General features: G+C 62.9%; 10 protein-coding genes and 1 pseudogene. 9 read left to right on the top strand and 2 right to left on the bottom strand.

Going from position 1 to position 13,414, the window contains the following annotated elements; translation table 11 throughout:
• The first annotated feature begins 56 nt into the window (after positions 1 to 56).
• The 5 genes from lspA (at position 57) to dnaE (ending at position 6,932) form a co-directional block, all read left to right on the top strand.
• Positions 57 to 743, top strand: coding sequence for a signal peptidase II (lspA, locus tag V3587_RS19260; RefSeq protein ID WP_003941684.1), 687 nt, complete (start codon positions 57 to 59; stop codon positions 741 to 743).
• The gene (locus V3587_RS19255; RefSeq protein WP_007733161.1) at positions 740 to 1,666 is read left to right on the top strand and encodes an RluA family pseudouridine synthase; all 927 of its coding nucleotides are present in this window, start codon (positions 740 to 742) and stop codon (positions 1,664 to 1,666) included. The genes lspA and V3587_RS19255 overlap by 4 nt, the downstream gene beginning before the upstream one ends.
• On the top strand, positions 1,663 to 2,346 hold the full coding sequence (locus V3587_RS19250; protein WP_161120621.1) for a hypothetical protein: 684 nt from the start codon (positions 1,663 to 1,665) through the stop codon (positions 2,344 to 2,346). The genes V3587_RS19255 and V3587_RS19250 overlap by 4 nt, the downstream gene beginning before the upstream one ends.
• 11 nt (positions 2,347 to 2,357) lie before the next feature.
• On the top strand, positions 2,358 to 3,296 hold the full coding sequence (gene rarD / locus V3587_RS19245; protein ID WP_042453573.1) for an EamA family transporter RarD: 939 nt from the start codon (positions 2,358 to 2,360) through the stop codon (positions 3,294 to 3,296).
• 99 nt (positions 3,297 to 3,395) lie between these two features.
• Positions 3,396 to 6,932: a DNA polymerase III subunit alpha gene (dnaE, locus tag V3587_RS19240; protein ID WP_003941755.1), complete on the top strand. Its 3,537-nt coding sequence runs from the start codon at positions 3,396 to 3,398 to the stop codon at positions 6,930 to 6,932.
• Positions 6,933 to 7,027: 95 nt separating this feature from the next.
• Here dnaE and V3587_RS19235 read toward each other — a convergent pair whose 3' ends face one another.
• Complete coding sequence (locus tag V3587_RS19235) at positions 7,028 to 7,261, bottom strand: hypothetical protein (protein ID WP_283377198.1); 234 nt, start codon at positions 7,259 to 7,261, stop codon at positions 7,028 to 7,030.
• A 186-nt stretch (positions 7,262 to 7,447) separates the two neighbouring features.
• Here V3587_RS19235 and V3587_RS19230 point away from each other — a divergent pair, with 186 nt between their 5' ends.
• The 3 genes from V3587_RS19230 (at position 7,448) to ilvA (ending at position 11,189) form a co-directional block, all read left to right on the top strand.
• Positions 7,448 to 7,882 carry a nitroreductase family deazaflavin-dependent oxidoreductase gene (locus V3587_RS19230; RefSeq protein ID WP_003941666.1) on the top strand — a complete coding sequence of 145 codons (435 nt, stop codon included), beginning with the start codon at positions 7,448 to 7,450 and terminating at the stop codon, positions 7,880 to 7,882.
• Positions 7,883 to 7,979: 97 nt separating this feature from the next.
• Positions 7,980 to 9,755, top strand: a complete 1,776-nt coding sequence (locus tag V3587_RS19225; RefSeq protein ID WP_283377197.1) for a pyruvate dehydrogenase — start codon at positions 7,980 to 7,982, stop codon at positions 9,753 to 9,755.
• 78 nt (positions 9,756 to 9,833) lie between these two features.
• Complete coding sequence (gene ilvA / locus V3587_RS19220; protein ID WP_007733150.1) at positions 9,834 to 11,189, top strand: threonine ammonia-lyase IlvA; 1,356 nt, start codon at positions 9,834 to 9,836, stop codon at positions 11,187 to 11,189.
• A 13-nt stretch (positions 11,190 to 11,202) separates the two neighbouring features.
• Here ilvA and V3587_RS19215 read toward each other — a convergent pair whose 3' ends face one another.
• The gene (locus tag V3587_RS19215) at positions 11,203 to 11,724 is read right to left on the bottom strand and encodes a TetR/AcrR family transcriptional regulator (protein WP_007733148.1); all 522 of its coding nucleotides are present in this window, start codon (positions 11,722 to 11,724) and stop codon (positions 11,203 to 11,205) included.
• Positions 11,725 to 11,852: 128 nt separating this feature from the next.
• Between V3587_RS19215 and V3587_RS19210 the strand changes: the two are divergent.
• Positions 11,853 to 13,397, top strand: a pseudogene (locus tag V3587_RS19210) (MFS transporter).
• Positions 13,398 to 13,414: the final 17 nt, after the last annotated feature.

Genomic DNA, 13,414 nt, shown 5'->3' with positions numbered 1-13,414 from the left:
AGCCGCAGTTGCAGAGTGCGTGACCCGGTGCGGTGAACATGAGGGATGATGGTTGCGTGAGTACAGACCACCCAGACCGAGATGTCAACGCGGAGGATCAGCCGATTACCGAAATCTCGAAGGCCGACGAGCCCGAAACCGTGAAACCGGAAGCCGTGAAATCGGAAGACGGTGACCTGGCGGTTGCGCCGGTCGAAAAGCCCCGCCGGCTGACCATGCTCATTGCCATCGCCGCTGTCATCCTGCTCTCGGACATTCTCACGAAGGTGTGGGCAGTCGCCGCGGTCAAACCGGGGCAGCCGATCGAAATCATCGGTGACGTGGTCACATTCACGATGGTGCGCAATCCGGGGGCAGCGTTCTCGATGGCGACGTCGATGACGTGGATCCTCACTCTCGTCGCAATCGGTGTGGTCATCGGTGTGATCAAGATCGGTCGCACGCTCCGATCACCGTGGTGGGCGCTCGGTCTCGGCCTCGTTCTCGGCGGCGCGCTGGGTAACCTCGTCGACCGATTCTTCCGCTCTCCCGGAATCATGCGCGGACATGTGGTGGATTTCGTCTCCGTCGGCTGGTGGCCGGTGTTCAACATTGCGGATTCCGCGATCGTCTGTGGCGCGATTCTGCTCGTCGTCCTGACACTGTTCGGCTTCGAACCCAACGGTGAACGCCTGCGTGATCACAAGGCGGACGACAAGAAGCTCACCGAATCGAAGGCTGCAGCCGAGGGAGAAACCAAGTGAGGGAATCCCGTTCGATGCCAGTGCCCGACGGTCTCGATGCCATGCGCGTCGATGCCGGCCTCGCGCGCCTTCTCGGACTCTCGCGCACCGTGGTCGCGACACTCGCGGAAGAAGGCTCGGTACTCGTCGACGGTGTGGCCGTCGGCAAGTCCGATCGTCTGACGGCAGGATCCTGGCTCGAGGTAGTCCTGCCCGAACCGCCGCGGCCCCTGACCATCGAAGCGACACCGGTCGAGGGAATGGAGATCCTCTACGCCGACGACGACGTCGTGGCAGTCGACAAGCCCGTCGGAGTTGCCGCGCACGCCAGCGTCGGGTGGACGGGACCGACCGTCATCGGCGGACTTGCCGCGGCCGGTTTCCGCATCTCGACGTCCGGTGCCCACGAGCGTCAGGGCATCGTCCACCGCCTGGACGTCGGAACGTCGGGTGTCATGGTGGTTGCCACATCCGAGCGCGCGTACACGTTGCTCAAGCGCGCTTTCAAGCAGCGGACCATCGACAAGCGCTACCACGCTCTCGTGCAGGGACACCCCGACCCGAGCAGCGGAACGATCGACGCGCCCATCGGACGCCATCACGGGAACGACTGGCGATTCACGGTCACGGCCGACGGCAAGCCCAGCGTCACGCACTACGACACCATCGAGGCGTTCCAGGCAGCGAGTCTGCTGGACGTGCACCTCGAAACCGGTCGCACACACCAGATCCGTGTCCACTTTTCGGCGTTGCGCCATCCGTGCTGCGGCGACCTGACTTACGGCGCGGACCCTCGACTTGCCGAAAGGCTCGGCCTCGAGCGCCAGTGGTTGCACGCCGTGTCTCTTGGATTCGCACATCCGGCGGACGGGCGCTGGGTCGAGATCAAGAGCAAGTACCCGAAGGATCTCGAACACGCACTCGAAGTTCTCCGGTCCTCATGACACCGCGCGGGCTTACCCCCGCGCTGGCCGTCGTCGCGGTGGTGGTCGGTGTGGCGGCGGTGGTGGGCGTGGGGTTCGCGAATCCCGTGCCGACCCCGCCGATCCGGACGGACACTCTGGGTCCGGACAGCGGGGAAGCTGTCCCGGACTACCTCGACCGAGCGCGAGATTCTGTTGCGTCGGTCGACGGGCCGGTGTGGGCGTTGGTCTCGTTCACGAAGGCACTCACCGTCGGCGAGGTCATCACGTCGACCAGCAGTGTTCAGGTGCCGGGCGCTGAGGTCTCGGGCGTTCGCGTGTCCAGGGTCATGTTCCGAGTTCCGATCGAACGCGTCCAGACGCCGCTCATGTCGGTGCCCGTGCCCGACAACGACGAAGCAGTGCGCAGATCGCCCGGGGTTGCAGCCACGCGACTGGTCTCGCTCGGCGGCGACACCGATCGCCAGCAACAGGTGGCGCTCGCGTCGGCGAAGCGATTGTCCGCCGGGTGCGCCTGCGCGGTGGGCGTGCTGGTGCGAGCTACTCCCGAAGGACTCGAAGCGATCGAACATGACTCGAACGTCCGTGCAGTGGAAGCGTTGCCGTCCGACGCCTCGCCGTGGCTGGCAGCCGTCCGTCCCTTGCTGCCGGAGTACGTGGACGTCGTTGCTCCCGGCCCCGACGACGGCCCGGTCCCGTGAACTCCGGTTCTGTGAACAAGGACGAACGCGCTAGGTCTGGTTCGTCCTCGGGGATCCTCTACGGTGTGGCGGCGTTCCTGTTGTGGGGAACGTTCCCGGCATTCTTCGGACTACTCGACTTCGCCGATCCGGTCGAGATCCTGGCGCACCGGGTGGTGTGGACCCTTCTGTTGATGCTGATCGTGTTGGCCTTTGCCGGCCGCCTCGGATCGCTTCGCGGAATCAGCGCACGCACCTGGCTGCTGGTGACCGCGGCGTCAGCGGCGATCGCCGTGAACTGGGGGACGTACATCTATGCCGTGGTGTCAGGCCGCGTCGTGGAGGCGGCTCTCGGGTACTTCATCAACCCGCTGGTCACCGTTCTGCTCGGCGTCGTGATCTTCCGCGAACGACTGCGTCCCGCCCAGATCGCCGCGCTCGTTCTCGCTGCCACGGCAGTTGTGGTGATCACGGTCGACTTCGGGAAACCTCCGATCGTCGCTTTGCTGCTCGCCGGCTCGTTTGCCACCTATGGGTTGGTCAAGAAGGTGGTTCCGCTCGATCCTCGAACCAGTTTGACTGCCGAGGGAGTCGTTGCCGCACCGTTCGCGGTCGGCTACCTCGTGTTTCTCGGCCTGACCGGGGCCGGTGCATTCATCAGCAGCGGTACCGGGCACAGCCTGTTGCTGCTTGCCGCCGGCCCGGTCACCGCGCTGCCGCTGCTCCTGTTCGGCGTCGCCGCTCAGAGAGTTCCGTTGGCGACGATGGGCATGCTGCAGTACCTCACCCCGGCGCTCCAGATGGCGTGGGGTGTGGCCGTCATGCACGAGGACATGCCGGCGTCACGGTGGATCGGCTTCGTTCTGATCTGGGCTGCACTGGTGATCTTCACGACAGACACCTTCGTCGCCGGTCGACGTTCGCGGCGTTCGGTGAGGTCGAGCGCCGAACCCGAGGTTCCGGTCACGTGACCGGAGGCGGCGCACGGCGACTCCGCTACGTCGGTCGCCGGTCGTGTCGGCAGCGCGGCATACACTCGATCTCGCTCCCAGACCTTCAGAGAGGCGCACGTGGCTGACTCGTTCGTACATCTTCACAATCACACCGAGTACTCGATGCTCGACGGTGCGGCCAAGGTCGGCGCCATGTTCGAGGAGGCCGCTCGTCTCGAAATGACCGCAGTCGGCATGACCGACCACGGAAACATGTACGGCGCCAGCCAGTTCTACAACGAGGCAAAGAGCGCCGGCATCAAGCCGATCATCGGCATCGAGGCCTACATCGCACCCGAGTCTCGCTTCAACACCAAGCGAGTTCTGTGGGGCGATCGCAGCCAGAAGTCCGACGACGTCTCCGGTAGCGGTGCGTACACCCACATGACGATGGTGGCCGAGAACGCGACCGGACTCCGCAACCTCTTCAAGCTGTCGTCGCTCGCGTCCATCGAGGGCCAGCTCGGTAAATGGCCACGGATGGACGAGGAGCTCATCGCCGCGCACGCCGAGGGCATCATCGCGACCACGGGTTGCCCGTCCGGTGAGATCCAGACCCGCCTTCGTCTCGGTCACGATCGCGAGGCTCTCGAAGCTGCCGCGAAGTGGCAGGAGATCTGGGGCCCGGACAACTTCTTCCTCGAACTGATGGATCACGGTCTCTCGATCGAGCGCCGTGTGCGAGAGGGTCTGCTCGACATCGGCAAGCAACTCGGTATTCCGCCACTTGCCACCAACGACTGCCATTACGTCACCAAGGACGCCGCCGAGAATCACGAGGCGCTGCTCTGCATTCAGACCGGCAAGACGCTCTCCGACCCCACTCGCTTCAAGTTCGACGGCGACGGCTACTACCTCAAGTCCGCTGCCGAGATGCGCGCCATCTGGGACAACGAGGTACCGGGGGCATGCGACAACACCGTTGCCATCGGCGAGCGTGTGCAGTCGTACGAGGACGTCTGGGCATTCCACGACCGCATGCCGATCTTCCCGGTCCCGGAGGGACACACGCAGCAGACCTTCCTGCGCGCCGAGGTGATGCGCGGACTCGATCGCCGCTTCCCGAGCGGACCGCCGCAGGAGTACCTCGCCCGCGCCGACTACGAGATCGGCGTCATCAACGAAATGGGCTTCCCGGCCTACTTCCTCGTGGTCGGCGACCTGATCAACCACGCCAAGGATGTCGGGATCCGTGTCGGGCCCGGCCGTGGATCGGCTGCCGGTTCGTTGGTGGCCTACGCGATGGGTATCACCAACATCGACCCCATCCCGTACGGGTTGCTGTTCGAGCGATTCCTCAACCCCGAGCGTGTGTCCATGCCCGATATCGATATCGACTTCGATGATCGCCGTCGCGGCGAGATGGTTCGCTACGCGACGGACAAGTGGGGCAACGACAAGGTCGCCCAGGTCATCACCTTCGGCACCATCAAGACCAAGGCTGCCATCAAGGACTCGGCTCGCGTCCAGTTCGGCAAGCCGGGCTTCGCCATCGCCGATCAGATCACCAAGGCACTCCCGCCGCCCATCATGGCCAAGGACATCTCTGTCTCCGGTATCACCGATCCGAAGCACGAGCGGTACAAGGAAGCCGTCGAGGTTCGAGCACTCATCGACTCCAGCCCGGACGTCGCGAAGATCTACAAGACTGCGGTGGGTCTGGAGGGGCTGATCCGTAACGCCGGTGTGCACGCCTGCGCGGTCATCATGTCGTCCGAACCGCTCACCGACGCAATCCCGGTCTGGAAGCGCGCCCAGGACGGCGCCATCATCACCGGGTGGGACTACCCTTCGTGTGAAGCCATCGGCCTGCTCAAGATGGACTTCCTCGGTCTGCGAAACCTCACGGTCATCGGCGACACGCTCGAGAACATCAAAGCCAACCGCGGCATCGACCTCGACCTCGACACTTTGCCGATGGACGATGCGGCAACATACGAACTGCTCGCCCGCGGCGACACTCTCGGTGTGTTCCAGCTCGACGGCGGCGGTATGCGCGAGTTGCTGAAACTGATGCAGCCCACCGGATTCGGCGACATCGTCGCCGCCTTGGCGCTGTATCGACCGGGACCGATGGGTGTGGACGCCCACATCTCGTACGCCAAGCGCAAGAACGCCTTGGAAGACGTCAAGCCGATTCACCCCGAACTGGAGGAGCCGCTCGCGGAGATCCTCTCCGAGACCTACGGCCTGATCATCTACCAGGAGCAGATCATGCAACTGGCGCAGAAGGTGGCCGGGTACACCCTGGGTCAGGCCGACTTGCTGCGTCGCGCCATGGGTAAGAAGAAGCTGTCCGAGCTGGAAAAGGCCTACGCCGGCTTCCGGCAGGGCATGTTGGACAACAACTTCAGCGAAGCGGCCATCAAGGCGCTGTGGGACACGGTCCTTCCCTTCGCCGGCTACGCGTTCAACAAGTCGCACTCCGCCGGCTACGGACTCGTGTCGTACTGGACTGCGTACCTCAAGGCGAACTACCCGGCCGAGTACATGGCAGGTCTGCTCACCTCCGTCGGTGACGACAAGGACAAGTCCGCGATCTACCTCGCAGACTGCCGCAAGTTGGGCATCACCGTTCTCCCACCGGACGTCAACGAATCGCGAGTCGACTTCGCGACCGTCGGCGACGACATCCGTTTCGGTATGGGGTCGGTGCGTAACGTCGGCGCCAACGTCGTCGCCTCGATCATCAAGGCGCGCACCGAGAAGTCGAAGTTCACAGATTTCTCCGACTATCTCGGCAAGATCGACGCGATGGCTTGCAACAAGAAGGTCACCGAATCTCTCATCAAGGCCGGTGCTTTCGACTCGTTGGGTCATCCGCGCAAGGGCCTGATGTTGGTCCATGCCGACGCCATCGATTCCGTGATGAGCACCAAGAAGGCAGAGGCGATCGGACAGTTCGACCTCTTCGGCGGTGCCGAGGCGGACGAGTCGATCACCTCGGTGTTCGACGTCAAGATTCCTGACGAAGAGTGGGATTCCAAGCATCGCCTGGCACTCGAACGAGAAATGTTGGGGCTGTATGTCTCCGGCCATCCGCTCAACGGTGTCGAGCACATTCTTCGCCAGCAGTCCGACACGTCCATCGCTGCGATACTCGAAGGCGGCGTCCAGGACGGTGCCCAGGTAACTCTCGGCGGCATCATTGCCTCGGTGGACCGCCGGGTCAACAAGAACGGTCTGACCTGGTGCATCGTGCAGCTCGAAGATCTCGTGGGTGGAATCGAGGTGCTGTTCTTCCCGCAGGCGTACGCCGTGTACGGAATGGACATCGCCGAGGATGCCATCGTGTTGGTCAAGGCTCGCGTTTCGATCCGAGACGATCGGATGTCGCTGATCGGCAACGACCTTGCGGTGCCTGATATTTCGGCGATCGGGGTCGCGCGCCCCCTGTCGGTCTCGCTGCCGCTTCGGCAATGCACCAAGGACAAGCTCAGTGCTCTCAAGCAGGTGCTGACGAGGCACCCCGGAACGTCCGACGTTCACGTTCGGCTGATCGGTGGAACCGAGATCAGCTTGTGGAAGGTCGACGACGTCCTTCGGGTCGAACCATCCTCGGCTTTGATGGGCGACCTGAAGGCATTACTCGGGCCGAGCTGTCTGACGGTCTGACCGCCGATCGAGCGGATCTGAACAGAACGAAGGGACCTTGCTGCATCAGCAGCAAGGTCCCTTCGTGGTTCGCGGGAGATCGGGGAGTGGAGTGATCAGGTGGTGCGCGAGTAGTACACGCGACGCGCCCACCAGGTGACCACGGCTGCTGTTGCGGCAGTCAGTACGGCTACCTGCATCGACTGGGTGACAGCTCCGGCGACCACGAACAGCACAAAACCGACCGCGAGAGCTTCGATCTTGTACAGCGGCCACCGAGTTCCGGCCAGATCGACGCAATAGTCGGGGGAGGGGCGTGATTCGCGAGTGGAGATATCTGCGGTGGTCATCTCGTCCCTTTCTGATACGGCTGTTCGAAGCTGTGGTTTCAGAGTAGCCAGAGATGAGAGTTCGGGCAAGCGAACTTTATTGATCGGCAGCTCACTTAATCGATCAACCAGGGGAGTGTGCGGGCGACAGGCCTGGTCGGCGTGGTTCGGTGGCCAAGGTGCTCGAGTGGGTGTTCACTGGTACACATGCCAATCACAGGTGAGTACGAACCCAGTCCAGCGTCGTGGGCCGCCGATCAGGTCGCACGCATCGAGAACTCCGGTGGCACCGAGGGAAACGACATGAACGGCATGCCCGTCGTCGTTCTCACGACCATCGGGGCAAAGTCCGGCAAGGTCAGGAAGACGCCGCTGATGCGCGTCGAGCACGACGGTTCGTATGCCGTTGTGGCTTCGCTCGGTGGCGCCCCGAAGAATCCGGTCTGGTACTACAACGTCAAAGCCGACCCGCACGTCACGCTGCGTGACGCGACGCAGGTCTTCGACCTGGTTGCTCGGGAAGTCACCGGCGACGAGAAGGCGGTCTGGTGGGAGCGCGCTGTCGCTGCGTACCCCGACTACGCCGATTATCAGACGAAGACCGATCGTGAGATTCCGGTGTTCGTGCTCGAACCCAAGTAACCCCGCATTCCACAAGAAGCGCTGCATCAATCACAAGTAAATCGTCACTCCCGGGGGTCGGCGATCCCGACTCCCGTGAGTGTGTCATGGAGGTCTGATGAGTCCGAAAACCGTTGCAGATCAATTGGTTCAGCAGCTCGTTGACGCGGGTGTCAGTCGGATCTACGGCATTGTCGGTGACAGTCTCAATCCCATCGTCGATGCGGTTCGTCGCACCGGTGGTTCCGAGAAGGGCGGAATCGATTGGATACACGTCCGGCATGAGGAAGCAGCTGCGTTTGCGGCCGCAGCGGATGCCCAGATCACCGGAAAACTCGCAGTGTGTGCCGGATCCTGCGGCCCCGGAAACCTTCACCTGATCAACGGCCTGTACGACGCTCATCGTTCGGGCGCGCCGGTCCTCGCGATCGCCTCACACATCCCCAGCGCCCAGATCGGAATGGGCTACTTTCAGGAAACGCATCCCGAGCGGATCTTCATCGAATGTTCGAGTTACACCGAACTCGTCAGCACGGCAGTCCAATCACCACGCGTGGTGCAGTCGGCGATTCAGCATTCGGTGGCTCGAAACGGCGTCTCGGTGATCGTGCTTCCCGGGGACATCGCCGATCGTCCGGCAGAAGGCACCCCGCCGACGCTCGTCGAAACCCGAAGGCCGACAGTCGTTCCGGATGCCGGTGACGTCAAGGCGTTGGCAGATGTGATCAACGGCTCGCGTAAGGTTGCGATCTTCGCCGGCGCGGGCGTGCGAGATGCGCGCGCGGAGGTTCTGGCGTTGGCCGAAACCGTCGGCGCTCCCATCGGGCATTCACTGCGTGGCAAGGAATGGATCCAGTACGACAATCCATACGACGTCGGGATGACCGGATTGCTCGGTTACGGTGCGGCGCACGACGGTATCCACGGCGCCGATCTCCTGCTCCTGATCGGTACGGACTTTCCCTACGATCAGTTCTTGCCCGACGACGTTCGCACTGCTCAGATCGACATCGCGGCCGAGCGGTTGGGGCGTCGAACCAGCCTGGACCTGGCTGTGCACGGCGACGTCGCGAGCACCTTGCGCGCACTGATTCCGCAGCTCGGTCGAAAGACCGACCGCGGGTTCCTGGAGGACACGCTCGCCAAGCACAACACTCTGATGACCAAAGTGGTTGGTGCATACACGGATCCGGTCAAGCAGCGCACGCCGATTCACCCCGAGTATGCGGCATCGATCTTGGACGATCTGGCAGCCGACGACGCAATCTTCACCGCCGACACCGGGATGTGCAACGTGTGGACGGCGCGCTATCTCAATCCGAACGGATCGAGACGCTTCATCTCCTCGGCGCTGCACGGATCGATGTCCAATGCGCTCCCACACGCGATGGGTGCTGCATGGTCGAGTCCGGGGCGTCAGGTCATCTCGGTGTCGGGCGACGGTGGATTGTCGATGCTGCTCGGTGAGTTGGTCACCGTCGCGATGTACAAGTTGCCGGTCAAGATCGTGGTGTTCAACAACTCGACGCTCGGAATGGTCAAGCTCGAGATGCTGGTCGACGGCCTTCCGGATTTCGGGGTCGACGTGCCCGCGGTCGACTACGCGGCGGTTGCTGCTGCGCTCGGTATCTTTTCGCGCCGAATCGAGAATCCTGCGGACATCGAAGCGGGCCTACGCGCCGCGCTCGATCATGACGGTCCGGCCTTGGTGGATCTGGTGACCGATCCGTTGGCATTGTCGTTGCCGCCCACCATCACCGGTGGTCAGATGAAGGGCTTCGCTTTGGCGATGTCGAAGATGGTGATGAACGGCGGCGTCGGCGAGGCAGTACAGATGGCCAAGTCGAATCTGCGGAACGTGCCACGTCCCTCACAGTTGGATCCGCGCGGCTGACCTACCGCCACCCTGCCTCGCAGACCATGCGGGGCGGGGTGGTGGGAAGGTTGATCTCCGACGTGCGAAAATGGCGGGGTGTCTAACTCGCCCGATGTCGTAGTAACGAAGTCCACCGTCCCCGCGCTCGACGCGCAGGAGATCGACGCGGCCATCGAGCGAATTCAGCACGTCATTGCGGCGACGCCCCTGCAGTACAGCGATCGTCTTTCGGCGTTGACCGGGGCACACGTGTATCTCAAGCGTGAGGACCTCCAGGGCGTTCGTTCGTACAAGATTCGTGGCGCGTACAACCTGATCGCTCAGCTCAACGAGGCCGAACGCGGTGCCGGCGTAGTGACTGCCAGTGCCGGTAACCATGCGCAGGGTGTTGCTTTCGCGTGCCGAACGATGCAGATCAAGGGTCGGATCTACGTTCCGGCCAATACCCCCAAGCAGAAGCGTGATCGCATCCGCGCGCACGGTGGAGCGTTTGTCGAACTGTTCATGATCGGTGAGACCTATGACGCCGCCGCTGCTGCGGCCGCGGAGGACGTAGCCGAAACCGGCGCAACCATGGTTCCGCCGTTCGACGACGTGCGCACCGCTGCGGGGCAAGGAACCATTGCAGCGGAGATTCTCACGCAATTGGACGCCCCTCTCGACACGATCGTCGTGCCGGTCGGCGGCGGCGGTTGCATTGCGGGCATCGCCACCTACCTGCACGAACGGTCGCCGAAGACGTCGATCGTCGGGATCGAGCCGTCCGGTGCGGCGTCAATGACGGCCGCTCTTGTTGCCGGGGGCCCGGTGACTCTTCCCGACGTCGATCCATTTGTCGACGGAGCAGCGGTCAAGAGGATCGGCGATGTTCCCTACGAGGTCGTCTCACGTCTGGGTGCCGCCGTGGTGTCGCACGCGTCGTTGCCGCTCGTGGCTCGTCAACTTCAGACACGGTCCGGTTCGGGATCGTTTGTCGTCAATCAGATCGACGAGGGCGCTATCTGCACGGCGATGCTCGAGCTGTATCAGAGCGAGGGCATCATCGCCGAACCCGCGGGAGCGCTTTCCGTTGCGGCACTTCAGAATTTGACGTTCGAGCCGGGTTCGACCGTCGTGTGCCTGATCTCCGGTGGCAACAACGACGTCTCTCGTTACGGCGAAATCCTCGAGCGTTCGCTCGTTCACCTCGGGCTCAAGCACTACTTCCTGGTCGACTTTCCGCAGGAACCGGGAGCGCTCCGTCGCTTCCTCTCGGACGTGCTCGGGCCGGACGACGACATCGCGCTGTTCGAGTACGTCAAGCGAAACAATCGCGAGACGGGTGCCGCGTTGGTGGGTATCGAACTCGGTTCCGCCGACGGGTTGGCGGCGTTACTCGAGCGGATGGAGCGCGCGCCGATGCAGTCCGAGAGGCTCGAGCCGGGAAGCCCGGCGTACCGCTATCTGACGTAAGGGACGCCCCCGGTCAGGGCCGCAGTCGCTCGACCACCTGTCGATGCAATTCGGGATCCGGCTGGGGGAGCCCGAGCATGGCCGCCAGATACAGGCCGTCGCCGACGAGTCGGATGATCTCGGCCTGCACAGGGTCGGCGATCTCGGTCTGAAGGCCCTTGTCCCAGCTCCGCATCACGTGGGTGACGGCTTTCTGGATCTCGTCGTGTTGTCCGTCGACTGTTCGCAGTGCCGCGATGATCGACCGGAAGAGTGAGAGTTCTTCGCTTTCGTTCGCATCGGGGATCTGCAGATAGAACTCGGTGACCGTCGTACCGCCGGCTACGGCGTCTTCGAGTTGCTGATCCGAGCGTTCTCCGAGTCTGCGGACCATCGCCGCGAGCAGTGCTTCCTTGCTGGGGAAGTGATAGAGAAGTCCGCCCTTGGAAACCCCGGCTTCGGCGGCAACGCCTTCGAGCGTGACTTGGGCGACGCCGCTGACCAGCAGCAGCTTCTCCAGTGCGTCGAGAATTCGATCGCGAGTGTCGGCAGCCATGTGATGTGACCCTACCCGGAAATAACTTTACCGCTCGGACGGTTCACTGTTACCGTAGACCTACTGTACCGGCTGGACGGTGCAGTGAAGTCTTTTCGAAAGAACTCAGAGAAAGTCGCAGGGGAGCAATGTCAGTGTCGGCAGATCAGACGTCTGCAATCAATCCCGACGAGGTTCGGGCGACAAAGCGTGACTGGGCGGGCTTGATAGTCCTTGCCTTTGCTGTGTTGCTCATCGCAGTCGACGGCACGGTGCTCGATCTTGCGCTTCCGTTCATCAGCGCCGACCTCGAACCGAGCAGCACGCAGTTGCTGTGGATCATCGACGTCTATTCGTTCGTGCTCGCCGGTCTGCTCATCACCATGGGTACGCTCGGCGACCGGATCGGTAGGCGAAAACTGCTCCTGATCGGCGCAGTCGGCTTCGGTCTCGCCTCGATCATCGCCGCTCTCGCTGTCAGTCCCGAGATGCTCATTGCCGCCCGCGTGCTGCAGGGTATTTCCGGTGCAACGCTGATGCCGGCCACCCTCGGTCTGATCCGCACGATCTTCGTCAACCCGCGTCAGCGCACCGAGGCGATCGGTGTCTGGGGCGCGATGGCCGGTGGCGGTACCGCGGCAGGCCCTTTGGTCGGTGGTTGGTTGCTCGAGCACTTCTGGTGGGGTTCGGTCTTCTTGATCAACATTCCGGTCATGATCGCGCTGGTTGTACTCGGCCCGATCCTGATCCCGGAGTCGAAGGACCCCAATCCGGGTCGATTCGACCTCATCAGCGCTGGTCTGTCGATGGCGACCATGTTGCCGCTGGTGTACGCGGTCAAGGAATCCGTGGTGCACGGCGTCAGCATCACGTTGCTGGTGATCGGCCTCGTTGGTCTCGCGGCGGGTTACGTGTTCGTGCGTCGTCAGCGGATGCTGAAGGATCCGATGTTGGATCTGAAGCTGTTTGCCAACGCGTCGTTCTCCACCGCCGTCATCACCAACCTGCTCTCGATCTTCGCGCTGGCAGGTGTCCTGTTCTTCGGCTCGCAGTACCTGCAGTTGGTGCTCGGTAACTCGGCGCTCGACGCCGGGCTGCTGATGCTCCCGGGTATGTTGCTCAGCGCATTCACCGCGGTTGCGGCGGCCTGGTTGATTCGCCGGTGGTCGGTGTCTCACGTGCTCAGCGCGGGCCTCGCGGTTGCCGGTATCGGTGCTGCGATGCTGCTCGCGCTCGGCGTCGACAGCGGCCCGTTGATGTTCGTGCTCGGCTTCGGTCTGGCCGGTGCTGGTGTCGGTGTCGCGTTGACGTTGACATCGGATCTCGTGGTCAGCTCGGTGGAACCCGAGCGTGCCGGCGCTGCGTCCGCTGTGTCGGAGACCGCGTACGAACTCGGCATCGCGCTCGGCGTGGCGATTCTGGGCAGCGTGGTGATGGCGATCTTCCGCAAGGGAATCGACACCTCGATGCTCGAAGCAGATCAGGCGCATGCTGCACAGGGCACACTCGGCGGTGCCCTGCAGGAAGCAACGTACCTACCTGGTGAACTCGGTTCGGTGCTTGCCGATTCCGCGAAGTAGGCGTTTGTCGACGGTATGCACGTTGCTGCCGGTGCAACAGCTTTGGTTCTGTTCGTCAGTGCCGCATTGGTGTTGAGGATGCTGCGGAGTACACCAGAGAACGCGAAGCGTTAATACCGGAATTTCGAGAG

The organism is Rhodococcus sp. IEGM 1306, from assembly GCF_036541985.1.
Classification (GTDB): Bacteria; Actinomycetota; Actinomycetes; order Mycobacteriales; family Mycobacteriaceae; genus Rhodococcus_F; species Rhodococcus_F qingshengii.
The sequence above is the reverse complement of the archived record's forward strand: the minus strand, read 5'-3'. Positions and strand labels throughout refer to the sequence as shown.